This is a genomic window from Enterobacter sp. 302C9, assembly GCF_034106085.1.
Classification (GTDB): Bacteria; Pseudomonadota; Gammaproteobacteria; order Enterobacterales; family Enterobacteriaceae; genus Enterobacter; species Enterobacter asburiae_B.
In genome coordinates this window covers 91,839-116,414 of record NZ_JAWNBW010000011.1, presented here as the reverse complement: position 1 = coordinate 116,414, position 24,576 = coordinate 91,839, and the positions used below count along the sequence as shown (strand labels likewise).

Sequence of the window (24,576 nt, the reverse complement as noted above, 5' to 3'; positions counted from 1 at the left end):
TTTCAGGCAACAGTCGGCCCTGACCACGTAATGGCCAAATTGATTTTTTTGTCATTCGCAGGCCCGGTAAGCGCAGCGCCACCGGGCATAATGCAGAGTGCTACACCCGCCCGTAGCGGTCCTGGAAGCGCACGATATCGTCCTCTTCCAGATACGAGCCGGAGCGCACCTCAATTAAGTCGAGAGGAATTTTCCCCGGGTTCTCCAGGCAGTGCGTCGCCCCCAGCGGAATATAAATGGACTCGTTTTCACCCAGCAGTTTGACTTCACCGTCGATGGTGACTTTAGCGGTACCCGCAACCACCACCCAGTGCTCGGCGCGGTGATGGTGCATCTGCACCGACAGCCCCTCGCCCGGCTTCACGGTGATGCGTTTCACCTGGTAGCGGTCACCGGAGTCAATGGAGTCATATTTCCCCCACGGACGGTAGACTTCGCGGTGAATATGGTGCTCGTGACGGCCATCGGCCTTGATCTGCTCCACCACTTTTTTAACGTCCTGCACGGCGTTACGGTCGGCAATCAGCACGGCGTCCTTGGTCTGGACAACCACCAGATCCTTCACCCCGACCGTGGTCACCAGGCCGGATTCGGCGTAGACGTAGCTGTTTTCCGTTTTGTGGCTAATAACATCGCCGTGGTGGACGTTACCCTCCGGGGTATGGGCGCTGATCTCCCACAGGGAGGACCAGGAGCCGACATCGCTCCAGCCCGCATCCATCGGTACCACGACGGCGTCCGCCGTACGTTCCATCACCGCATAGTCAATGGACTCTTCCGGGCAGGCGAGGAACGCCTCTTCATCCACGCGGATGAAGTCGAGATCCGGGTCCACCACCGCCATCGCTTTCTCGCAGGCGTCCAGAATATCCGGGCGGTATTTGCGCAGCTCTTCCAGATAGCGTCCGGCGCGGAACAGGAACATCCCGCTGTTCCAGTAATACTCCCCGCTGGCGACATACGCCTGCGCGGTTTCCAGATTCGGTTTTTCAACAAACTGCGCCACGTCAAACGCCACGCTGTCGCCTTCACCCGGCGTCACGCTGCCGCGACGAATATAGCCATAGCCGGTTTCCGGCAGATCCGGCACGATGCCGAAGGTCACCAGCTTGCCGCTCTCGGCGTAAGGGATCGCCGCACGCACCGCGTCGCGGAACGCGTCTTCCTGCTGGATAACGTGGTCTGCCGCCAGGACCAGCATCAGCGGGTCACAGTCCGGGCTGCTGCGTTTTGCCGCCAGCGCCGCCAGGGCGATCGCAGGCGCGGTGTTGCGTCCGGCAGGCTCCAGGATGATGTTTTCGGTGAGCTTATTCAGCTGGCGCAGCTGCTCAGCAACAATAAAGCGGTGCTGTTCGTTACAAATCACCACCGGGCTTTCACACTCCACGCCGTGCAGACGGTTTACCGTCGTCTGCAGCATGGTGAGATCCCCTTTCAGGCAGAGGAACTGTTTTGGATAGAGCACGCGGGACAGCGGCCACAACCGGCTACCAGAGCCACCAGCCATCACAACCGGATACAAAGTGGTTTGACTCATGATTTATCCCCGTATATCTGCAATAAATTGGCTCAGCACGTTCTCTTTCTCGAGCGTGCGTTCGGCATATTCACGTGCCACCGTGTTCACTTTTGGCATGGCAAGTGCCTTCTCAATTCCGGTTACCAGCGCCGGGACCGATTCCGGCTCCACGCACACGGCAATTCCCGGATAGCTGTCGCACAGCTGGCCTAATTCTGTTTCGGCTTCTGCCGTGATCACCGCGTTACCGCCCACTGCCAGAATGTTGGTCAGCTTGGACGGCAGCACCGCGTCCGCGGCGCCGCGTTTTTGGACCACCAGATGGCAGTCGCCCATCTTCAGCAGCGCAGGCAATGTCTCGTAAGACTGAAGCGGGAAAAATTTCACGTTGGTCAGGCCGCGTTCCCCGGCCATTTTTTCCAGCCGCGCCTTTCCACCGCCCTGCCCGACAATCACAAACGTCCACGGATGTTCACTCAGCAGCTGGGCCGCTTCAATCACGCTTTCCAGCCCCTGCTTTTCGCCGATGTTGCCTGAGTAAAGAATGATTTTTTGATCTTCAGGCAAACCGAGCTGCGCGCGCAGGGCCTGAGCGTCTTGCTCAGTTACATCGCGAAAACGCGCCACTTCGGACCAGTTCGGGAAGAAGATCACCTTCTCTGCCGGAACGCCCTTCTCCTGCGCCTTGTTCATCATTGAGCGCGAGATAGTCGAGACGTAATCCACGTTGTGCAGGCCGCTGCGCTCAAACGCGCTGGCGAGCTTCGCCACCTTGCCGCCCTTGCTTTTGCCTGCCATCCCCAGGCCCAGCATGGCGTCAACTTCATAATCCTGAATGTGCAGCAGAGTGCGCGCGCCGGAGAGTTTGCCCAGCAGGCGCATGCCCGGCGTGCAAAACAGCGTCGGCACCACGCCGATGATGCGATCCGGCTTCCAGCGACGCTGCGCCATCAGCGGGAAGAAACTGCTCAGGGCAAAGCTGCCCAGATGAAGTAACCGCTTCAGCGTCGAGGGCTGCTTAGGCACATACAGCGGGCAGCGCCAGACGGTCGCTGCGCCCTCTTCGCGACGGTAGCGCCAGCTTGAGTAGCGCTCCCCGACTTTCCACTCCGGGTAGTACGGCGGCGCGGTAATGACCCGCACGTCATGTCCCTGGCTCGCCATCCACTCGACCATCTCGCCGGTGTATTTCCCGATGCCGGTTAGCTCCGGCGAGTAGTTGATTCCGTACACTAAAATTTTCATAAGCCCGGCACTCCGGACTGACGATCGGCCAGGAAATAGGCACGACTGTTGTCATGCACATTGTCGCTGGCAAGCAGCGCCGCTGGCGTCTGCCAGCGGTAGTCGTCATGCTGAGAATCAGGCAGACGCAGGTCTGCCTCACTCACCTTCAGGCGGAACCCCAGCACGATGTAGTGCGTGGTGAACCCGGTGCCTGAAAAGTTATCGTCATAGAAGTGCTGCCAGACCCCGTAAAACTGGCCCGCTGCCATCGGCAGCTGCAGGCCCAGTTCCGCCAGAGTGAGACGCTCAAACGCATCGCTGAGCCGCTCATCCTTCTGCACGCGCCCGCCGGGCACGAACCAGAAGCCCTGTGCAGGACGGTTGGTTCGTTTCCCCAGCAAGAACTCGCCGCGTTCGTTCTCCACGATCAAATCAATTGAGATGAGCGGAGTCGAACGCACTACCGTGGCAAAATCTTCCTGACTTAAAAACATCGTTACCCCCGGAAGCGGTGCTGGTTTTCCAGGAACCACTGGTAGGTACTGGCCAGCCCCTGCTCCAGTGACACCTCGTGATACCAGCCCAGCTGATGCAGACGGGTCACGTCCAGCAGCTTGCGCGGCGTGCCGTCCGGTTTCGTCGCGTCAAACACCACGCGGCCTTTGTAGCCCACTACCTGCGCGATGGTTTGCGCCAGCTCGCGAATGGTGCAGTCCACGCCGGTACCGACGTTGATGTGCGACAGCATCGGCTCGGTGTTCTCCTGCCACACCTCGCGATCCAGCTCCATCACGTGAATGCTGGCGGCAGCCATGTCGTCCACGTGCAGGAATTCACGCATCGGCGTACCGCTGCCCCACACCACCACGTCCGGCGCGTTCTCGGCGGTCGCCTCGTGGAAGCGGCGCAGCAGCGCCGGGATCACGTGCGAGTTGCTCGGGTGGAAGTTGTCGTGCGGTCCGTACAGGTTGGTCGGCATCACCGAACGATAGTCGCGGTTGTACTGACGGTTGTAGGACTCGCACAGCTTGATCCCGGCAATCTTGGCAATCGCGTACGGCTCGTTGGTCGCTTCAAGCGTGCCCTGCAGCAGTTCGCTCTCGGCGATCGGCTGTTTCGCCATTTTCGGGTAAATACAGGACGATCCGAGGAACAGCAGCTTATTCACGTTGTGCAGATGCGCCGCGTGAATGATGTTGCTCTCGATCATCATGTTTTCGTAGATGAAATCCGCCGGGTAGGTGTTGTTAGCGACAATGCCGCCCACCTTCGCCGCCGCCAGATACACCTGGTCAATGCGTTCGTTAGCAAAGAAGTCCTGTACCGCACGGCTGTCGAGCAGGTTCAGCTCGTCACGCGTGCGGACAACCACTTCCACGTCACCGCGCTGCTCCAGCTGGCGAACAATCGCGGAACCCACCATTCCGCGATGACCGGCGACAAAAATACGTTGTTTTGTCATTCTCAGGACTCCAGCGCGATGGCAACCTCGTAGCCATGAGACTTGAGCAGGGAGTGTTTTTTCGCTGCTTCAAGATCTTTGGCTACCATCTCGGAAACCATTTCCTGCAGAGTGATTTCTGGTTTCCAGCCCAGCTTCTCGTGCGCTTTGGTTGGGTCGCCCAGCAGGGTTTCCACTTCAGCAGGACGGAAGTAGCGCGGGTCAACCTGGACAATCACGTCACCTGGCTTCACGCCCGGTGCGTCATGGCCGGTCACGGAAACCACGATACCTTTCTCTTCCACGCCGGTACCTTCGAAGCGCAGCTTGATGCCCAGCTGTGCCGCGGCCATTTCAACGAACTGACGAACGGAGTACTGCACGCCGGTCGCGATGACGAAGTCTTCTGGCTGTTCCTGCTGCAGCATCATCCACTGCATTTTCACGTAGTCTTTGGCATGGCCCCAGTCACGCAGGGAATCCATGTTGCCGAGGTGCAGGCAAGACTCCAGACCCTGCGCGATGTTGGCGATAGCGCGGGTGATTTTGCGGGTCACGAAGGTTTCGCCGCGACGCGGAGATTCGTGGTTGAACAGGATGCCGTTACAGGCGTACATGCCGTAGGATTCACGGTAGTTCACGGTGATCCAGTAGGCGTACAGTTTTGCTACCGCATACGGAGAGCGCGGGTAGAACGGCGTGGTCTCTTTCTGTGGGATTTCCTGCACCAGGCCGTACAGCTCGGAGGTGGACGCCTGGTAGAAGCGAGTTTTCTTCTCAAGGCCGAGGAAGCGGATCGCTTCCAGCAGACGCAGCGTACCCATGGCATCAACGTCGGCGGTGTATTCCGGGGATTCGAAGGAGACCGCTACGTGGCTCATCGCGCCCAGGTTGTAGACTTCATCCGGCTGAACTTCCTGCAGGATACGGGTCAGGTTGGAGGTATCGGTCAGGTCGCCGTAGTGCAGGTGGAATTTCGGGTTCGCCGCGTGAGGATCCTGATAAATATGATCCACACGTTCGGTATTGAAAGAAGATGCACGACGTTTAATACCGTGTACTTCATACCCTTTTTCCAGCAGGAACTCTGCCAGGTAAGAACCATCCTGCCCGGTAACGCCGGTGATGAGAGCGACTTTAGACATGTTTTATTCCTCTACTTATGAATTTAATCAGAGCCGTTAAGTAGGCTATCTTTTTTGTCATTTTGAACGTGGGCTGTGCTCGAAATCCTCACGTACCTAAGTACGTTCCGGTTTCTCCGCGCAGTCCGCGTTCAAACTGCCTGCAACGATTACGCCTACTTAACAAGGCTCTTCGTTTCAACGCGTTCGCGTATCACCACTGCGGGGTTGCCACGGCAAATTTTATTTGCCGGTAGCGATTTAAAAACGCTGCTGCGGGCACCGACTACCGTGCCATCGCCAACAGAAACACCCGGTGCAACAAAAACATCCGTTGCCAGCCAGCATTTTTCGCCAATCACAACAGGCGAAGCGGTAATATCAAAATGCTGACTCATAAAATCGTGGCTGCCGGTGCACAAATAACATTTCTGTGAAACCACCGAATTTGCGCCAATCGTAATTTCGCCCAGGGTATATAACACCGCGTCATCCCCAACCCATGCGTAATCCCCAAGCGTTAATTTCCACGGATAGGTAATTTTTACAGAAGGTCGGATGACTACGTTTTTTCCGATTTTTGCGCCAAACAGGCGCAATAAAAAAGCTCGCCAGCGGTACATTATTTGCGGCGACCAGGCAAATAACGTTGCCTGAACGGCCCACCACAGCTGTACCTTAATACCGTTCCCGCCCCGAAAACCTTTCGGCACGGAGAAACCTTTTAAATCCTGCATTGCGTTTCCTTATATTCAGGCTTTGTTATATAAGGTTTTCGTTTTGCCTGTGGTACGCAGGCGTAATAAATAGGACAATTCCGCCCAGAACCCCGGCACGCGTAATATTTTACGCTGCACGTTTTTGGCATCCTGGCACAATTCCAGATTATTAGACGTTGACACGCCGCCCATTGAGAATTCAGACACCAGCCCTTTAATTCGACGGAACGGGTAACCTGATTTATACAGGCTGGCTGCCAGCGCATAATCGGAAGACACTTTATACTGCAAATCGTAAGGCTGTTTTTTCAGACCTTTTACCGGGAAGAAAATGGCCTGATGGCTGGCCGGCAGGCTGTGATAGATATACCAGCCTGGCTTCGCGCTGCGGCACACTTTATGCCCGTCGCCAAAATCGAGCAGCGCGTCGCCAATATACATGGCGTCCTCTTTCTGGCGAGCCAGCTGACGGGCAAACAGCGCCACGTCTTCATGGAAAATATCGCCCGAGTTCAGGAAGATGGCATAACGGCCTTGCGCCATGTTGATGCCTTTATTCATCGCATCGTAGATGCCTTTATCTTTCTCGCTGATGTAGCGTAAGTTGAACTCACCGTTGAGTTTTTCCAGAAACTCCGCCGTGCCATCGTTCGAGCCGCCGTCGACCACAATCCACTCAAAGGTGAGGCTTGGATCGCGCGCCAGGTTGCGCAGCGAGCGCCAGGTTTTTACCACCCCTTCGTAATTACGAAAAGCGACAGTAATGACGCTAAGAAACATAAATCACCTCATTTCGTCATACGTTCGTAATATTAAGCGCCTTGCGCAGAATAAACGGACAGACAATCAAGAAAGCATATTCCGGGCTAAATATTGACCCGGTAAAAAACAGCGACACCGGAGTAAACAGATAAAGCTGAACGCGAAAGTTCTGGTTATCACCAAACGCGTTAATCATCATTTTGAAAACTTTAAACAGATACCACAGGGTCAACAGTACGGCAAACCACGAAAAATAAATAATTAACAGATACAGACCATTGTCTATGGTTTTACCGACATCCGCACCGTTAAAGATTCCGAATGATGCAACATATTCGTAAAGTGAGCCGAATCTTACTACCCCATCAATATGGGTTAAGGAATAACCCACCATCACCAGTGGCCCAATGATGCGATAATAGGATGAAGACCCTTCCGTTCCCAAATCTCCTAGACGTTCTGAGATGTACGGGAAGGCAAATATCACGCCTACCAAAAATACCGTCAGGGAGATAATCGCCAGCGGCAGTTTTTTCTTAATCGCATCTTTGTTCAGGTACTGGAACGCCCACTCCAGCAGGTAAAACAGGATAAATGTCATTACCCCTGAGAACGATCCAGACAGAACAATTCCTGCAAGAATCATAGCATCGGTCTTAGGCGTTTTGATACCAAACTGTTTGATGCTGAGCCAAATTGAGATTAACGCCAGAGCGAAAAACGCCGGTTCAAAATAGAGGGCTGTAGTACGCTTCCCGCCAAACTTGATGAAGTTCAATACATAGCTGTTACTGTAAATGAGATATTTCGAAATTATCTCCATCAGGCTGCTGCCGCCGGTGAGAATAATTTGCGCCATCTCCAGTGCGGCAAGCATAACAATTAACGCAACGGCAATATAAAAGAACCTAAGGATTTTCCGATAATTGTGCGGAGAAATAGTTTTAAACCGAATACTCCAGACCATACCGATAATAATGACAATATAAACAAACAGCATGGTCGACGTGACGTATTTACTCGCATCCAGCGACTGGCCAAAGATGTAGTTAAACAGCGTCAGGCCCGTGCCCAGCCCTAAGGCAATCATCAGCTTCTTGAGGTTGATTTTATCGACATACAGCAGAAGCAGAACGGGCAGGAAGGTCACGATGGTTATCGGGAAGCTTTCGCCGAGCTGGGCAATTTTGACGTTGACCAGCAGGTAGATCAGCGGCAGCAGCAGATAACTACAGATTCTGATAGAACGAGACATATTCCTCCAGCATCTGTTGTCCACTGTAGGCCTTGCGGCTGCGGTTGCGGAACGATTCCAGGTCAGTGCCAAAAACGATCTCAGCAATCTGCGCCTTCGGCAGCTGTACCAGCGGCAGGACCTCCTGCTCCGTGAAGGTTTTCCCGCCGGACTTTTCCAGCACTTCGCGCGCCGCATCGCTGTGGGTGGCGATCACCGGCACGCCGATTGAGAGCGCTTCGCAGAGGATCAGCGGGTAGTTATCCACGCGGGAGCTGAACACCAGCGCGTCCATTTCATTCAGCGCGCTCATCAGCTTGCGCTTGTCGGTTTCAAACCCGTGGTTCACCACGTTGGTCCCTTCGAACGGCGAAAACTTGCCGAAGGTGTGAAGCTCTATCTTGTCACCCAGCGCCATCATGTCGCGCACCAGCTGCTGGTTGGTTTTACCGTCGTAACGCAGGTCATGCGCAACGATAGCGATTTTCGGTTTGCCCGCGGTTTCCGCCACTGGGGTCAGTTCGGCAAGAATGGCTTCCGTCGCCACGTCGATGCCGTTGTTGATAATCTGACAGCGCCCTGCCCCGTACAGGCTGTTGAAGGCATCGGCCACGTGCTGGCTCGGGGAGATAAACGTACAGCCGAGCGAGAGCATGTCGCGGAACAGCTGACGCTTTCCGGCCACCAGCTGATGCGCGCGATCCACCTTCACCGGCGGGTAGTTGCTTAACGTCGGGCACTTCTGGCAGTTATCTTTCCAGCCTTCACAGCCGTCGGTAAACGCGCAGCGTCCGGTCACGCTCCAGTGATCGTGCAGCGTCCAGACGAATCGGGTGTCGGGCTTGTGGGCCTGCACCTTCTGGCAAAACGCCACCACCTCTTCCAGATTCAGCCAGTAGCTGTGCAGAACGTGAAAATGCAGCACAACCGGGCCCGTGGTGCGGGTAACCGTGCGATACAGCGTGTTCAGGTTGCCAAACAGATCGCGGTTAAACAGACGGAACAGCGCAATGTTGGCAATCGAGGTCAGACGCGGCGTGTGCTTGTGCACCTGCGGGAAATTATCGTGGCTGACGCTTTTCTTGCCGCCTTTGCCGTAGCCGTAAATAAACCGAGACTGAAGTCCTTTTTGCAGCGCGCGCTGGTGCAAATCCAGGGCCACGCCTGCCGCTCCGCCTTCTGCGAGGCGTACGTTAAATTGCAGAATGTTCATTTAATCACCTTCACGCGGGCTTTTTCTCCCACCACCAGCGCGTTATCCGGAATGCTGTCCAGCACCACGCTGCCAGCACCAATCGTGACGTTATTACCAATCGTAATGTCACCGACGATCACCACGTTCGCCCCCAGCTCGACGTTATTGCCGATGACCGGGCAGGCCAGGCTGTCAGGCCCGCGGTTGCCAATGGTGACCGCATGACGAATGGTGAAATCATCCCCGGCGACCACAAACTTGTTGATCACCACCGCATAGCCGTGATGGATGGTAAAGCGGCGGCCAATGGTGGCAGCGGCCTGAATTTCATAGCCAAAAAAGCATTCGGTAATGATGCGGTACAGCACCAGCACGGGCGCCGCCCAGATATTGTTCAGCACGTTTTTCTTACGCCACACCGAGCAAAAATGCGCGATGCGGTACGCCAGAACCATGCAGCACGGACGCAGGCTCCAGCTATTAGCGCGGCAATCTTCCAGAAACATTATTTCCCCCGAAGTCCATCAGCCAGGCGCTTGCCGTTACGCACGGACAGCAGCGTCAGCAGCGTGCGCCAGTTCATGCGCTTATTGCGGATCTGATAGAGGGTAAAGAGCTGATATTTACGGCTGGCACGGTCAAACTTGTCCTTGTGCTTGCGGTAAAAATGGAAGTAGCCGGAGAACTTCTTCGGCGAGGAGGTGATTTGCATCTCCCCGTGGTTGATGTGCAGGATCTGGGTGGCCTCTTCCACTTTCCACGGCTCGCCGTATTCCACCACCATGCGCAGGAAGATATCGTAATCCTGCGCGGCCTTAAGTTCGGTATCGAACAGGCACTCTTTGAAACGCCACGCCCAGGTGAAGACCTGGTTACCAATAATGTTGCGCTTGTAGAACAGGCGGCGAGAATACGGCGATTTCGGGTACAGCGGCAGACTCGCGGGCTGCGAGTAAACCTCGCCCTGGCAGACATAGTCGTTGGCATACAGGAAAGCGTGCGTGACCAGCTGTTCTTTATGCGACAGGAAGATAGACAGGCGGTTCGGCGTCCATTCGTCATCGTCGTCGATCCCGGTCAGATACTGCCCTTTGGCCTGCATAATCGCCTGATTACGCACCGCGCATGCGCCGGAGTTAATGGCGTTATGCGTATAGACCACCCGCGGGTCGTTGAGGTCAGTCACAAACTTTTGCAGCTGTTCATACGAGGAAGAGCAGTCATCAACGATGATCAGCTCCCAGTTATCGTAATCCTGTCGCAGGACGGATTTGATTGCGCGGATCGCCAGCTGCTGACGATTCCATGTCGGCATATAGATTGAAACTAAAGGGCGTTGTGTGGTCATCTTTTCCCCTCACCCCGGCCCTCTCCCCAAAGGGGAGAGGGTGAAAGGCAGCCAGTGGTTATCATTACGTTCGTCCCCCACATCCAGCACCGAACAGTCCCCTCTCCCCTTTGGGGAGAGGGTTAGGGTGAGGGGTGTGGGGTGTGTTTTGTTATTTACTGTCAGACTTATATTCGTACTCGTAATAGCCGTAATCCTGGTACCCGGTCGCGCGGCGGAAGATGGAGTTCAGGATCACCCCTTTCACCTCAATCCCGTTCTGCTCGAAGCGGCTCAGGCTGGTTTCCACCTCTTTCAGGGTGTTGACCGCGTAACGCGCCACCATCAGCGTGGTGCCAGCGTGGCGGCCAACAACCGCTGCGTCGGTCACGGCCAGAATTGGCGGCGTATCGATCAGCACCAGGTCGTAATTTTTGCTCGCCCACTCCACCAGCTCGGTAAAGCGTTCGCTCATCAGCAGCTCGGACGGGTTAGGCGGCACCTGACCGCGTGGGATCAGGTCAAATTTCGGCACCGTTGTGGGTTTCGCGCTCTGGCTGATTTCACCTTTGCCGAGCAGGATTTCCGACAGACCGTTCACGTTATTGGTGCCCAGCAGCTCGTGGGTGTAGCCCTTACGCATATCGCAGTCGATCAGCAGCACGCGCTTGTTGGTCTGGCTGACCACCGCCGCCAGGTTGGCGCAGACGAAGGTTTTACCGATTGACGGGCTAACGCCGGTTAACATCAGGACGTTGTTTTTGGCCTGCATCATGGCGAAGTGCAGACTGGTACGCAGGCTACGGATCGCTTCGATGGCGAGGTCGGTCGGGTTACCCACCGCCAGAAGCTGGCTCTGTTTGTAACGCTTGACGCCCTTGATGGTTTTGACGCTGTCGCGGGATTTTTGCCACTCGGACAGCGGAATGCTGGCATAGACGTTGATACCGCTCTCTTCCAGCACCTGCGGGCTTTCGATACCGCGGTTGAACAGGGAACGCAGCAGCACGCCGACGATGGAGAGCATCAGGCCGAGAATAATGCTGCCGAGAATAATCAGCGCTTTCTTCGGCTTCAGCACGCCAGGCTGGGTAATGGCCGGGTCGACGATGCGCACGTCACCGACGGTACTGGCTTCGGTGATTTTCAGCTCCTGCTGCTTGTTCAGCAGCTGCATGTAAACCTGCTGTCCTGACTCCACGTCGCGGGTCAGACGCACGATCTCCTGCTGCGTTTTCGGCATCGCGGTCACGCGGTCATTGAGCTTCGCCTTCTCTTCTTCCAGGGTACGGCGTTTCTCCAGCAGCGTGCGGTAGGCCGGGTGACGTTTGGTATAAAGCTTGGAAATCTCCGCCTCTTTGAAGGTCAGCTCGTTGAGCTGCGCATCAATGTTGACCATCGAATCGAGGACCGATTTCGCCTCCAGCGGCAGGTCAACGGAGTCTTTATCCTGACGATAGGCGTTCAGCTTGTTCTCGGCATCATCCAGATGGGCGCGCACTTCCGGGAGCTGTTTGGCGAGGAAGGCCAGGCTTTTCGCCGCTTCCGCCGACTTACGCTCAACGTTCTGCTCAAGATAGTTGCGGGTAATGCTGTTCAGGATGTCGCGGATTTGATCCTTATCTTCACCGGTAAAGGTCATGCTCAGCACGCCGGTGTCCTTACCGTTTTCGGTGACGGTCAGGTTGTTTTGCAGATTGTTGATCATCCCCAGGGTGGAGAATTTGGTGACGGTGAATTCGCCGCCCTCCTGAGCGTTGATGGCGCTAACCATCATGCTGACGCCGTCTTTGGTCAGCATCTGCCCCACTTCACCGCGGGCGCTAAAGCCTGCGTCACTGGTTAGCTGATACTGTTTCGGGCCAAGCACCGTCAGGGTAAACGTCTGATCGGCCGCCCCTTTCGGCAGCACGAAGTCAGTGACTTTCACCGTGTCGTTGTTGCGCCCCATCAGCCGATCCCAGCCGGCACCAAAGATTGGGAAGGTATTTTTGGTGACGGAGATATCGAGCCCGAGGTCGTGAACCGTTTTACCCAGCACCAGGCGTGACTGGATGAGCTGAATTTCGGCGTCGGATGCCGGCGGCTTGTTCGCCAGCGCGGAACCAATGTCCTGCACCAGCGAGTTGCCGGTATTCTGCTCGATCTGCACCAGCGCATCGGCGCTGTAGATAGGGGTGGCGAACAGCGTATAGACGACGGCCGCCGCGGCGAACACGGCGGTAATGCCCAGCACCCACCACTTTGCCTCTACAACAGTGCCGACCAGGCGCCCAATATCAATTTCATCACTGCCCGAAGTCGGGGCGGCAGAAGGTCTTGTTTTTTCTGTCATTGTTATCCCTGCTGAACTTTCAGTGCCTGCGCCCACTGTTGGGCAGACTGGTCAAGTAAGGTGTAAACCGCCTCAAAGGCCTCATGGCTTTTGCGATACGGATCGGGGATTTCACGTTCATTGTCCCAGTGACCAAACAGCATCACCTTGCCGCGCATCTCCGGAGCGATATCGCACAGCGCATGAATATGGCGTTTTTCCATCGTCAGGATCAGGTCATACTCCCGGCACATGCGGCCAGTGACCTGGCGGGCCACGTGGCCGTCGAGAGAGAGGTGATGATCCCGCGCCACGCTCGTTGCGCGCTCATCGGCACCCTTACCGACCAGTGCACCCAGCCCTGCCGAATCAACGGTCAGTTCGGGCTGGTAGTGTTTCAACAACCGTTCAGCCGTAGGGGAACGGCAAATGTTCCCCACGCATACCACCAGAATTTTGTTAAACATCGCGGATTACCAGGTATGAATGTCGCGCGCCGTATCCGTCATGTAGCGAACGCCACTGATGGTTGGCAGCAACTGGTTGATCAGACGGTTCCAGCGGGCAACCGGCGCGGTGGTGACATACACCACATCGTATGGCTGGAGACGGAACTCCGTTGCCATCACCAGAGAGGTCGCATCGGACATATCCAGCTGGTAGATGTTGGCAATCTTGCCTTTCGCACTGCCCTCACCTTTCAGCGGACGGATAACGAAGATACCGGTCGCGTTAGAGGTCGTCAGATCGATACCCTCAGCATTGCCCAGCGCTTCGGTCAGCGTCATACCGCTGAAGTCCATTTTGAGGGTGCTCTGTTTCTTCACTTCACCCATCACGAAGACTTTCAGATCGTCATTGCGCGGCACGTAGAGGATGTCGCCCGGATAGAGCAGGCGGTTCTGGGTCAGATCGCCGTTTTGCATCAGCGCCTGCAGCGAAATGCGCTGCTCCTTCCCGTTGTGGGTGAGCACCACGTTGCGCCAGTCGGCGCCGTCGGTTAACCCGCCCGCGGCGTTGATGGCATCCAGTACGGTTAGAGGAACGTTGGTGATGGCCTGCTGGCCGGATTTGTTCACCTGGCCGGAGATATAGGCTTTTTGCGAGCGGAATGCGGCGATATTAACGTCCACCTGCGGATCGGCGATGTACTGCGCTAAGCGGCCGGTAATATCACTACGGATCTCGGCAAGCGTTTTGCCTGCAACATGGACTTTACCAATGTAGGGATAGAACATGGTGCCATCTGACTGCACCCAGTTACCGGTATCGCTTGAGCTACGGTACTGGCCCGCTGGCGTGGTCAGTTCAGGGTGGTCCCAGACGGTCACGTTGATCACGTCACCCGGCCCCACGCGGTACTGGTAGGACGCAATTTCCTGGTCCAGCGACATATTCGGCTGGGCAACATTCGGACGTGGACGTAATTGTTCGACCAGACGAGGCGTAAGCGGATAAACATTCACCATTTTGTCGAGATCAAAATCGGCATCCTGTTGCTTGATCACATCCTTACCCATTGTTGACATATTGCTGCCGGGAAAGACCGTGCAACCACTCATCAAGGTCACAGACACCAATAATGGCATCAATTTCATTTTGGATTTCATCATTGATTATTTATCACTTTGGCAGAGTAATTATCCTGTGCAATTTAAATAAGCTCGAGTCGTATTGGGTTTCAGCATGCAGTTAATCAAATAGAAATATAACTGGCATCAGTCCTAAAAAAAGCTTATTCATCCATTGGCTATTGACAGAATAATCGAGGCTGATTCACACGCTTTCAGGCACGCTACCGCCCTTGGCTTTCAGTTACCAATCCACTGACTAAACAATGTGTTATGGATAGACACCCTCTTGAGTAAGGTCTTCCGGAAATATATCAGTCGCTTGAGAAACCCGACGGATAATGAATAACCATCCCTGAAGACCGAACATTAATAGCAACACCGAGATTTAACATTTGATGCTGGGAGAATTGTTGCAGCTAACCTAATAGCAGGCAAGGAGACAACTGTCCTAATATCGGTTTTTAAGATTAATATTAAGAGCAAATTTTTGACCTTTTAGGAATTTCTTTATATTGACAAAATGAGAGTAAAAATCATCACCTGCGATATATCCTAAAATGCATTCCTTGTAATTAAATATACGCATTTCGCTTATTTACACCCTATTGAGAATGCTCTCTTTTTTACCCGTCGTATTAAGAGAAATCTCAGCCCGGCATTGCAATTTCCCCCAGCTTTATCCATGATCGAAGTGTGACATTCGTCATATAACAGAAGGTATTGCTATTACTATGGAATGGATTGCCGATCCCTCAATCTGGGCCGGGCTGGTTACGCTGGTCGTCATCGAGCTGGTGCTCGGGATTGATAATCTGGTCTTTATCGCCATCCTCGCTGAAAAACTGCCCCCTTCCCAGCGCGACCGCGCGCGCGTGACGGGTCTGCTGCTGGCGATGGTGATGCGTTTACTGCTGCTGGCCTCTATCTCCTGGCTGGTGACGCTCACTCAGCCTCTGTTCTCCATTCACGGCCTGAGTTTCAGCGCCCGCGATCTGATCATGCTCTTCGGCGGGTTGTTCCTGCTGTTCAAAGCCACGGTGGAGCTCAACGAGCGGCTGGAGGGTAAAGACAGCGAGAACCCAACCCAGCGCCGCGGGGCGAAATTCTGGCCGGTGGTGGCGCAAATCGTGGTGCTGGATGCGGTCTTCTCCCTCGACTCGGTGATCACCGCCGTCGGGATGGTCGACCACCTTGCGGTGATGATGGCCGCGGTGATCATTGCCATCACGCTGATGGTGATGGCCAGCAAGGCGCTGACCCGCTTTGTGAACAGTCACCCGACTATCGTGATCCTCTGCCTGAGCTTCCTGCTGATGATTGGCTTTAGCCTGGTGGCCGACGGTTTTGGCTTCCATATTCCGAAAGGCTACCTGTACGCCGCCATCGGCTTCTCCGTCATGATTGAAGCGCTCAACCAGCTGGCGATATTTAACCGCCGCCGCTTCCTGTCCGCGAATCAGACCCTGCGTCAGCGCACGGCCGACACGGTTATGCGCCTGCTAAGCGGTAAGAAAGAGGATGCGGAGCTGGATGCCGAATCCTCCGCCATGCTGGCCGATCACAGCGACGGGCTGATCTTCGACCCGCAGGAACGACGTATGATCGAGCGGGTGCTTAATCTGAATCAGCGGACGGTCAGCAGCATCATGACCTCGCGGCACGACATTGAGCATATCGACCTGACGGCACCGGAAGAGCACATTCGCGCCCTGCTGGATAAAAACCAGCACACCCGCGTGGTGGTGACCGGCGGTGAAGAGGAAGAGGAGCTGCTGGGCGTGGTGCACGTTATTGACCTGCTCCAGCAGCAGCTTCACGGCGAGGCGCTCAACCTGCGCGTTCTGGTGCGCCAGCCGCTGGTCTTCCCTGAGGGGCTACCGCTGCTTTCCGCCCTTGAGCAATTCCGTAACGCGCGCACGCACTTTGCCTTTGTGGTGGATGAGTTTGGTTCGGTGGAAGGGCTGGTCACGCTCAGCGACGTCATGGAAACCATTGCCGGTAATCTGCCTAACGAGGTGGATGAGATTGACGCCCGCCATGACATTCAGAAAAACGCAGACGGTTCGTGGACCGCTAACGGCCATATGCCGCTGGAAGACCTGGTGCAATACGTGCCGCTGCCGCTGGATGAAAAACGGGAGTATCACACTATTGCCGGCCTGCTGATGGAATATTTGCAGCGTATCCCGCAGCCGGGGGAAGAAGTTCAGGTGGGCGACTATCTGCTCAAAACGCTGCAGATTGAAAACCATCGCGTGCAGAAGGTTCAGCTCATTCCGCTGCGGGATGAGGAAGAGCTGGATTTTGAGGTTTAGGTAAAACAAAACGGCAACCCGGTTGCCGTTTTTAGTGTTTGCGCCCTCTCCCGTGGGAGAGGGCCGGGGTGAGGGCATCAGGCCGCAACGCCACCCGGCGCAACGACATCAAAGCTTATCCAGCAGCTTCTTCACGTCCTTACCGTCCTGTGAATCTTTATTACGATCCGCCCAGCCGCTAAGCCGACGTTTCGCTTCATCCTGCAGATGCTTGCGCAGGATCTGATCCACCTGCAGGCTGTAATTCAGGGCCTGCCATTTGCCGTATACGGTCAGCGGGACCGGCGTCTCTTTCAGGAAGTCGATGAGCTTGCTTTCACCCTGCCAGCCGGAAAGTACCCGCACGTTAAAGCGCGTGTCCGCCGTCTCTTTCACCAGATCCAGCTTACCTTCACCGGTCATGGATAACAGTGAAGAGGCGCCTTGCATCCCATCGAGAGTGAGTTGTCCGTTGTCCAGCGTCAGGTCCGCGGTGAAGCTGTCGAGGCGCGTGGCGCTGTCGTAGTTATCCTGGGCCTTCACATCGCTGCTGCGCTCAACTGCCTGCTGCACCAGCTGCTGGAAGTTAAGCCCTTCCATACGGGAATTCTTCAGATCAAGATGCGCCTGCCCCTGCCACTCGCGGCGGAAAGCATCGGCATCAATTTTCGTGCCTGAGAAGTCACCCGCGAGCGTCAACTGCCCCGTCAGGGATATCGGATAGTTGAACGCGTTCAGGATGGTGCCTATCTCAACGTTGTCGAGACGCGGCTGGAATTCGGCGCTGGCAGCGTCTTTACGGACGTCCAGCGTGCCGGGCAGCGAGAGGTTTCCTGCGCCCATCTTCCCGCTCAGTTCGGAGATCACCAGCAAACCGTTATGGTTAAACATCTGGCTGCTCACGTCGGTAAAATCAATGCCGCGCCAGCGCAGGCTATTGGCTTTCAGCAGAATATCCGCCGTGAATCCGCGCAGCGCGTTATAGTCAGGCTGATCGAGATTAGACGAGATAACAGGACGTGATGCCGGTGCCTGGCTTTGCCCCGTCTGGGTGGCATCGTTGTCCGTGGCGCTGGCCGGCAGAGGCGGCAGCAGGTTTTCCAGATTGAGCTTGTCAAACTGCAGATTCAGCACCCACTTCGGCTTCTCTTCGAGCGTGACGCTCGCCTGCCCCTTCAGGCTACTGTCATTTGCCTGCAGGTTGAGATTATCCAGCTCGAGCTGCTTTTGCTCTTCGCGCCACACGGCCTGCAGCGTTCCCTGCCCGGTTATTCCCTGGGTGGGGAGATCGGCACCCGTCAGCTGCCAGTTCAGCTGCTGGATGTCGGCCGTGAGCTGATGCGGGTAGTCCGAGGCGTTCACATTAGCATTCAGCGACAGGGTCAAATCGCGCTGATCGCGGTTCACGCGCCCGCTAAATTCCAGCGACGCAAGATGGTGAGCATCCTGTTCCATCTGCAGGTTAATGTTGCGAATGGTCACCTGCTCCTGGTGTTCATGCTGGAAAACCAACACGCTGTCGGCAACTTTCAGCTTGCCGATATCAAAGGACCAGCCGGTATCGGACGGTTCATCGGGCAGAGTATTTTCGCGCGGCGCAACCGGCGCACTGGCATCACGCACGGCTTCGGTTTGCGGGGTGAGCTGAATCACCGCGCCTTTCAGCATCACCTGCTTAACCTGCAGCTGATGGGAAATGAGCGGGATCAGCGCCACATCGAGGCGCATGTTGTCTGCGGACACCAGCGGCTGGGACGCCCCCGGTGCCGTGAGCGACATGCGGCCAGAGAGAATGCTGAGCTGCGGCCAGACGTGCCAGCGCAGCGGCCCGTCAAGCTTCAGTTGATAACCACTGCGCGCCTCGACCTGCCGCACCATGTAAGCGCGGAAATCGTTGGGGTTAACCAGCAGAACCAACGCCGAAAGGCCAGCCACCAGCACCACCAGCAAAATCATCAGCGTCGTCAGAACTCTTCTCATGGCATCCTCAATGGACTAACGATCAGTCTTTATCAATACGGCTGGCAACCGCGCCCTGCTGGTCGCGATATTTTGCGTCCTGCCGACGGTTATAAGGACGATCTGCCGGACCTGACAGCGGTTCAAAGCTTAACGCGCCGATCATCATGCCCGGACGCAGCGCCAGCGGCAATTTACCGGCATTGAAGAATTCCAGCACGATACGCCCCGACCAGCCTGGATCGATACGGTGCGCGGTCACGTGAACCATCAGCCCCAGTCGCGCCAGCGAAGAACGGCCATCAAGCCAGCCGACCAGGTCCGGAGGCAGGGTGACGGATTCAAACGTCACCGCCAGGGCCAGTTCACCCGGATGCAGATAAAAAGCTTCGCCTTCATCAATTACGATTTCGTCACTCATCACGCGATCGAGCGCGGCGCTGACTTCGTCCTTCGGCCCGCTGAGGTCAATGAACGGCGCAGTGTGGCCACTAAAGGTGCGGAATTTATTCCCCAGGCGGACATCAACGGTCACGCCATTGATACGCTCAACGGGTGGGCGCGGGGTAATAGACAAACGGCCTTCATCCAGCCAGGCTTCAATATCGCGATCGCAAAGACGCATGCCACTTTCTCCTTTCATGCATCGTACCCTGAGACGGTAAGCGCTCAGGGTAAAACCAGGTTATCTCTGAACGGTACACAATTCACGCGGGTTATTCAAAAAACTGGCTGATTTTCGCTTTTAAGATATCAATAGCAATGCGGTTTTTACCCCCGCGCGGCACGATGATATCGGCGTATTGTTTGGATGGCTCAATAAACTGCAGGAACATCGGGCGGACCGTTTTCTGATATTGCGCCATGACGGAGTCCATCGAACGGCCGCGTTCATTCACGTCACGCTTGATGCGGCGCATCAGGCAGATATCCAGCGGGGTATCGACGAAAATCGAGAAGTTCATGGATTCACGCAGGCGAGCGTCGGTCAGCAGCAGGATGCCTTCAAGGATAATGACCTTTTTCGGCTCGATGCGGATGGTTTCCTGCGTGCGGGTGTGTTCTACGTAACTGTAAACGGGCAGTTCAATGGCCTGACCGCTCTTAAGCGCTTCTAAATGCTGGAACAGCAAGCTGTGATCCATTGCATTCGGGTGGTCATAGTTGGTTTTGACGCGTTCTTCCATCGACAGATGGGATTGATCTTTGTAATAGCTGTCTTCGGGAATGACGCCGATATGCTCATCACCTACTTGTTCACGCAGTTCGCGATAAAGCGTACTGGCAATTAGACTTTTACCTGAAGCCGATGCGCCGGCGATGCCTATAATGACGCATTGATGAGACTTATCAGTCATAAATTTAGCGACCTGATTAACCTGGATGTTAAGGAAGGACGACGCCGGAGCGTCAAACGCGGCAATTATAGGGATTTCGCGGGCGTGATACCAGTCGAAAGCACAGGTTCTGCGAGACTGGCCGAAAAGTGACGTCTTATTCCCTGAGTGAAATTTAAATGAACGTTTTTTCAGCGTTTAACCGTTTTTTTTTCACGGAGCCTCTATTTAATAAGTCTGTGGTGTCAAATTCTGAGCGGTCACCATATGAATTGTAAATTGTTTGTACTAGCATAAACCAAATTATCAAATTCACGCGTTCGGACATCTTCCCTGACGGCACGGCGTCTCTGGATAAAGCGGTAATGAATAAACAATACCAGCGGGTTTTGGTTACCACCCCACATCCTTTAATACGACTTGTCTGTCTGGGCCTGGTCACCTTTATCTTTACCTTATTTTCCCTGGAGCTTACCCGGTTCGGCACCCTACTGGCCCCGCTCTGGTTCCCCACCGCCATTATGATGGTGGCGTTTTACCGCCATGCAGGAAAAATGTGGCCGGGAATCGCCCTGGCCTGTTCGTTCGGCAATATTCTGGCCACCTGGATGCTCTTTTCGTGGGGATCGATAAGCCTCACCTACACCTCGATTAACGTGGTTGAAGCCTTTACCGGCGCGCTATTGCTGCGCAAATTGCTCCCGTGGTACAACCCGCTGCAGAATCTGAATGACTGGATCCGCGTGGCCATCGGCAGCGCGGTGATCCCGCCGCTGGTGGGCGGCTTGCTGGTGTCCCTGCTGGCTCCCGGCCCTGAACCCCTGCGTAATTTCTTCGTCTGGGTGCTGTCCGAAGCCATCGGCGCGCTGGCGGTGGTACCGTTGGGGCTGTTGTTTAAACCGCATTATCTGCTGCGCCACCGTGACCCGAGACTGCTGCTGGAAACCCTGACCACGCTGGCCGTAACGCTGGCCCTCAGCTGGGCAGCCATCACCTGGCTGCCGTGGCCTTTCACCTGCGTTATCGTTTTGCTTATGTGGAGCGCCGTGCGCTTGCCGCGAATGGAAGCGTTCCTGGTGTTTCTGGTCACCGTGATGGTTGTGTCGCTGATGATTGCCCGAAATCCTGTGGCGCTGACAACCCAGCACGTCGGGGCGATGCTGAACGCCCCCTGGCTGCCGTTCCTGATGCTGCTCCTGCCTGCCAACGTGATGACCATGGTGATGTATGCCTTCCGCGCCGAGCGCAAACACATCACCGAAAGCGAGGAGCGTTTCCGCAATGCGATGGAGTATTCCGCCATCGGTATGGCGCTGGTCAGCATTGAGGGCAAATGGCTGCAGGCTAACAAGGCGCTGTGCAATTTCCTCGGTTACAGCCAGACGGAGCTCCAGTCGCTGACCTTCCAGCAGCTCACCTGGCCGGAAGATCTGCACACCGACCTGGAACAGCTCGAACAGCTGGTCAACGGCGACATCAATACCTATACCCTTGAGAAGCGCTATTACACTCGCGACGGGGAAGTGGTCTGGGCGCTCCTTGCCGTCTCCGTCGTGCGCCATGCCGACGGCTCGCCGCTCTATTTTATCGCCCAGATTGAAGACATTAACGACCTGAAGCAGACCGAGTGGGTCAACAAACGCCTGATGGAGCGCATTACGCTGGCTAACGAAGCGGGCGGCATCGGCATCTGGGAGTGGGATCTGGAGCCAGACATTATCAGCTGGGACAAGCGGATGTTTGAGCTGTATGAAATCCCGCCGCACATCAAGCCTACCTGGCAGCTCTGGCATGACACGATGCTGCCGGAAGATCGTGCCCACGCTGAGCAGGTGCTGCGGGACTCGCTGATTTCCCGTCTGCCGTTTAAGCTGGAATTCCGCATCCGCGTGAAAGAAGGCGTGCGCCACATTCGCTCCCTGGCGAACCGGGTGCTCAATAAGCAGGGTGAAGTCGAACGGCTGCTCGGGATCAACATGGACATGACCGAGGTAAAGCAGCTCAACGAGGCCCTCTTCCAGGAAAAAGAGCGTCTGCACATTACCCTCGATTCCATCGGTGAAGCGGTGCTGTGCACCGATATCAACATGAACGTCACCTTCATGAACCCGGTAGCCGAGAAAATGAGCGGCTGGCTGCAGACCGAGGCTATCGGCCAGCCGATCCTCAAGGTGTTGCACATCACCTTTGGTGAAAAAGGGCCGCTGATGGAGAATATTCACAGCGGCGATATGTCCCGTTCCGATATCGATCAGGACGTGGTGCTGAACTGCCGGACCGGCGGGAATTTTGATATTCACTACAGCATTACGCCGCTCAGCACGCTGGACGGGCAGAATATTGGCTCGGTTATCGTGATTCAGGACGTGACCGAGTCGCGCAAAATGCTGCGTCAGCTGAGCTATAGCGCCTCCCACGATGCCCTGACCCACCTGGCAAACCGGGTCAGCTTCGAAAATCATCTTAAACGGCTCCTGCAGACCGTTCGCGAAACGCGCCAGCGTCATGCCCTGGTCTTTATCGATCTCGATCGCTTCAAAGCCGTCAACGATACGGCAGGCCATGCGGCGGGCGATGCCCTGCTGCGGGAACTCTCTTCCCTAATGTTGACCATGCTCCGCTCCAGCGACGTGCTGGCGCGTCTGGGCGGAGATGAGTTCGGATTACTGCTGCCGGACTGCAATATTGAAAGCGCGCGCTATATCGCCGGGCGCCTGATCCACACGATCAATGACTATCACTTTATGTGGGAAGGCCGCCTGCACCGGATCGGCGCCAGCGCAGGCATCACGCTGATTGATGAAAATAACCATCAGGCGTCGGAGGTGATGTCGCAGGCGGATATAGCCTGTTATGCCTCGAAAAACAGCGGGCGCGGCATGGTGACGGTTTACGAACCCCAGCAGGAGCGGGATCACAACACGCGCAGCATGATGTCGCTTGATGAACAGTGGCACATGATTAAAGACAATCACCTGATGATGATCGCCCGCAGCGTCGCTTCCCCGCGTATCCCGGAAAGCAGTAATTTCTGGCTGCTGTCGTTACGCCTGTGGACCAGCCAGGGCGAAGTCCAGGAAGAGCATGCCTTCCGCTCGGGTCTGGCCGAGCCTGAGCTTTTGCACGCCCTCGACAGACGTATTTTTAATGAGTTTTTCCGCGCCTCTGCCGCACAGGTCGCCAGTAAAGGTATGGGAGTGGCGCTGCCGCTTTCTGAGGCCGGTTTAGCCAGCGTAACGCTGGTCGATGAGCTTCTCGACCTGCTGGATAAAAGCCCTATGCCGGGTCGTCTCCTGCATCTGGTTATCTCTGCCGACGTGGTGTGCAGCCCGGATAAAAACCTGCAGCGGAGTCTGCAAAAGCTTCGACAGGCGGGCTGCCGCGTGATCTTCAGCCAGGTGGGCCGCGACATGAACGTCTTCACCCACCTGACCGCCAATATGGCCGACTATCTGATGCTGGACGCAGAGGTGGTAAGCAACGTGTATGGCAACCTGATGGACGAGATGATGGTGACCATTGTGCAGGGCCACGCCCAGCGTCTGGGGATGAAAACCATCGCGGGCCCGTGCAATCAGCCCATCATGATGGATACGCTCTCCGGCATCGGCATTGATTTTATCTATGGCGACACTATCGCCGAGCCGCAGCCGCTGGATCTACTGCTCAACACCAGCTATTTCGCCATCAACTGACGGCGTCCAGCCGTCGGTATACCAGATGTGCAGCAGCGCGTAAGAGCGCCACGGCTGCCAGCGTTCGGCATAACGCCGAATCTGCGCGGGCGTCATCCCGGCAAAGCGTTGCTTAATCAGATAATCATCAGGCAGAAAGACATCTTTCGCCTGCCAGCCGCGCAGGGCCAGGTAGTTTGCCGTCCAGCGCCCTATTCCCGGCCGCTGCTGTAGCGCCTTCATCCCGGCCTCAATATTCTCGGGTGGGAAAAGCGGAAACGTCCCGTCGATGACCGACTGCGCCAGATGAATTAACGACTCCGCGCGTTTTACCGGCATGCCCAACGCTTTCATCGCCAGCGGGTCCGCTGCCGCCAGCGCGTCCGGCGTGGGGAAACAGAGATACCCCGGACACTCCGCGATCGGCTCACCGCACAGCGCCACCACGCGCGACGTCAGTTTCGCCGCCATCGCCACGCTCACCAGCTGCCCGAGGATCGCCCGCACGCCCTGCTCGTACGCGTCCATCGCCCCCGGTAAACGCAAGCCCGGCCGGGCAGCACCGAGATCGCCCAGCGTATCCGCGATGTGCTGCGGGTTGCAGGCGAGATCGAACAGGCGTTCGATGCGTTCAAGGCACGTCTGCGCAACCGGAACTAATCCCGGACTGAGCGTCAAGGTCAGCGTATGGGTGGCGATATCCGGCGTTACGCGAAATATCCCCTGATACCCTTCGCAGGCAAAACTGCGCTCGTAGTAGTCGTGGGTGACGGTTTCAATGCCCGTCACCGCACGCGCGCCGAGAAAGCCAAACATCCACTGCCAGTCGTAAGGGGGTTGCCAGTTCAGGGTGTACATCGTTGCTCCTTTTTCATT

The 24,576-nt window shown here is 55.9% G+C and carries 20 protein-coding genes; 2 read left to right on the top strand and 18 right to left on the bottom strand.

The window, feature by feature from the left end:
- Positions 1 to 100 precede the first annotated feature (100 nt).
- From cpsB to UR289_RS18085, 14 genes are all read right to left on the bottom strand, one after another.
- Positions 101 to 1,537 carry a mannose-1-phosphate guanyltransferase gene (cpsB, locus tag UR289_RS18150; RefSeq protein WP_033145975.1) on the bottom strand — a complete coding sequence of 479 codons (1,437 nt, stop codon included), beginning with the start codon at positions 1,535 to 1,537 and terminating at the stop codon, positions 101 to 103.
- A 3-nt stretch (positions 1,538 to 1,540) separates the two neighbouring features.
- Complete coding sequence (gene wcaI, locus UR289_RS18145; RefSeq protein WP_167819271.1) at positions 1,541 to 2,764, bottom strand: colanic acid biosynthesis fucosyltransferase WcaI; 1,224 nt, start codon at positions 2,762 to 2,764, stop codon at positions 1,541 to 1,543.
- On the bottom strand, positions 2,761 to 3,240 hold the full coding sequence (locus tag UR289_RS18140; protein ID WP_320711172.1) for a GDP-mannose mannosyl hydrolase: 480 nt from the start codon (positions 3,238 to 3,240) through the stop codon (positions 2,761 to 2,763). The genes wcaI and UR289_RS18140 overlap by 4 nt, the downstream gene beginning before the upstream one ends.
- Positions 3,241 to 3,242: 2 nt before the next feature.
- Positions 3,243 to 4,208: a GDP-L-fucose synthase gene (gene fcl / locus UR289_RS18135; protein WP_013097874.1), complete on the bottom strand. Its 966-nt coding sequence runs from the start codon at positions 4,206 to 4,208 to the stop codon at positions 3,243 to 3,245.
- A 2-nt stretch (positions 4,209 to 4,210) separates the two neighbouring features.
- The gene (gene gmd / locus UR289_RS18130) at positions 4,211 to 5,332 is read right to left on the bottom strand and encodes a GDP-mannose 4,6-dehydratase (RefSeq protein ID WP_014884502.1); all 1,122 of its coding nucleotides are present in this window, start codon (positions 5,330 to 5,332) and stop codon (positions 4,211 to 4,213) included.
- Positions 5,333 to 5,487: 155 nt separating this feature from the next.
- On the bottom strand, positions 5,488 to 6,048 hold the full coding sequence (wcaF, locus tag UR289_RS18125) for a colanic acid biosynthesis acetyltransferase WcaF (protein WP_033145979.1): 561 nt from the start codon (positions 6,046 to 6,048) through the stop codon (positions 5,488 to 5,490).
- 15 nt (positions 6,049 to 6,063) lie between these two features.
- A complete protein-coding gene (gene wcaE / locus UR289_RS18120; RefSeq protein WP_033145980.1) occupies positions 6,064 to 6,810 on the bottom strand; it encodes a colanic acid biosynthesis glycosyltransferase WcaE in 747 nt (248 codons plus the stop codon).
- 16 nt (positions 6,811 to 6,826) lie between these two features.
- Positions 6,827 to 8,047 (bottom strand): colanic acid polymerase WcaD, encoded by a 1,221-nt coding sequence (gene wcaD / locus UR289_RS18115; RefSeq protein ID WP_014884505.1) that lies wholly within the window; start codon positions 8,045 to 8,047, stop codon positions 6,827 to 6,829.
- Positions 8,022 to 9,239, bottom strand: coding sequence for a colanic acid biosynthesis glycosyltransferase WcaC (gene wcaC / locus UR289_RS18110; RefSeq protein ID WP_320711170.1), 1,218 nt, complete (start codon positions 9,237 to 9,239; stop codon positions 8,022 to 8,024). The genes wcaD and wcaC overlap by 26 nt, the downstream gene beginning before the upstream one ends.
- Positions 9,236 to 9,727: a colanic acid biosynthesis acetyltransferase WcaB gene (gene wcaB / locus UR289_RS18105; protein WP_032642828.1), complete on the bottom strand. Its 492-nt coding sequence runs from the start codon at positions 9,725 to 9,727 to the stop codon at positions 9,236 to 9,238. Before wcaB ends, wcaC begins: the two co-directional genes overlap by 4 nt.
- Positions 9,727 to 10,569, bottom strand: coding sequence for a colanic acid biosynthesis glycosyltransferase WcaA (gene wcaA / locus UR289_RS18100; RefSeq protein WP_023312403.1), 843 nt, complete (start codon positions 10,567 to 10,569; stop codon positions 9,727 to 9,729). The genes wcaB and wcaA overlap by 1 nt, the downstream gene beginning before the upstream one ends.
- Before the next feature lie 151 nt (positions 10,570 to 10,720).
- On the bottom strand, positions 10,721 to 12,883 hold the full coding sequence (gene wzc / locus UR289_RS18095; RefSeq protein WP_048976159.1) for a tyrosine-protein kinase Wzc: 2,163 nt from the start codon (positions 12,881 to 12,883) through the stop codon (positions 10,721 to 10,723).
- Positions 12,884 to 12,885: 2 nt separating this feature from the next.
- Positions 12,886 to 13,329, bottom strand: a complete 444-nt coding sequence (gene wzb, locus UR289_RS18090; protein WP_023312405.1) for a low molecular weight protein-tyrosine-phosphatase Wzb — start codon at positions 13,327 to 13,329, stop codon at positions 12,886 to 12,888.
- Between the two features lie 6 nt (positions 13,330 to 13,335).
- On the bottom strand, positions 13,336 to 14,475 hold the full coding sequence (locus UR289_RS18085) for a polysaccharide export protein (protein ID WP_014170829.1): 1,140 nt from the start codon (positions 14,473 to 14,475) through the stop codon (positions 13,336 to 13,338).
- Positions 14,476 to 15,167: 692 nt separating this feature from the next.
- Between UR289_RS18085 and UR289_RS18080 the strand changes: the two genes are divergently transcribed.
- Positions 15,168 to 16,751, top strand: a complete 1,584-nt coding sequence (locus UR289_RS18080) for a TerC family protein (RefSeq protein ID WP_023312406.1) — start codon at positions 15,168 to 15,170, stop codon at positions 16,749 to 16,751.
- A 108-nt stretch (positions 16,752 to 16,859) separates the two neighbouring features.
- Here UR289_RS18080 and asmA read toward each other — a convergent pair whose 3' ends face one another.
- The 3 genes from asmA to udk all read right to left on the bottom strand — a co-directional run bounded on the left by asmA (position 16,860) and on the right by udk (position 20,047).
- Positions 16,860 to 18,710 carry an outer membrane assembly protein AsmA gene (asmA, locus tag UR289_RS18075; protein ID WP_320711166.1) on the bottom strand — a complete coding sequence of 617 codons (1,851 nt, stop codon included), beginning with the start codon at positions 18,708 to 18,710 and terminating at the stop codon, positions 16,860 to 16,862.
- Between the two features lie 22 nt (positions 18,711 to 18,732).
- Positions 18,733 to 19,314 (bottom strand): dCTP deaminase, encoded by a 582-nt coding sequence (gene dcd, locus UR289_RS18070; protein WP_023312408.1) that lies wholly within the window; start codon positions 19,312 to 19,314, stop codon positions 18,733 to 18,735.
- Between the two features lie 91 nt (positions 19,315 to 19,405).
- A complete protein-coding gene (udk, locus tag UR289_RS18065) occupies positions 19,406 to 20,047 on the bottom strand; it encodes a uridine kinase (protein ID WP_008500855.1) in 642 nt (213 codons plus the stop codon).
- A gap of 344 nt (positions 20,048 to 20,391) precedes the next feature.
- Here udk and UR289_RS18060 point away from each other — a divergent pair, with 344 nt between their 5' ends.
- Positions 20,392 to 23,721: a diguanylate cyclase gene (locus UR289_RS18060; protein WP_039263258.1), complete on the top strand. Its 3,330-nt coding sequence runs from the start codon at positions 20,392 to 20,394 to the stop codon at positions 23,719 to 23,721.
- On the opposite strand, the gene alkA is transcribed toward UR289_RS18060, so the two are convergent.
- On the bottom strand, positions 23,686 to 24,558 hold the full coding sequence (gene alkA / locus UR289_RS18055; RefSeq protein ID WP_232937654.1) for a DNA-3-methyladenine glycosylase 2: 873 nt from the start codon (positions 24,556 to 24,558) through the stop codon (positions 23,686 to 23,688). The two genes, UR289_RS18060 and alkA, sit on opposite strands and share 36 nt — an antisense overlap.
- Positions 24,559 to 24,576: the final 18 nt, after the last annotated feature.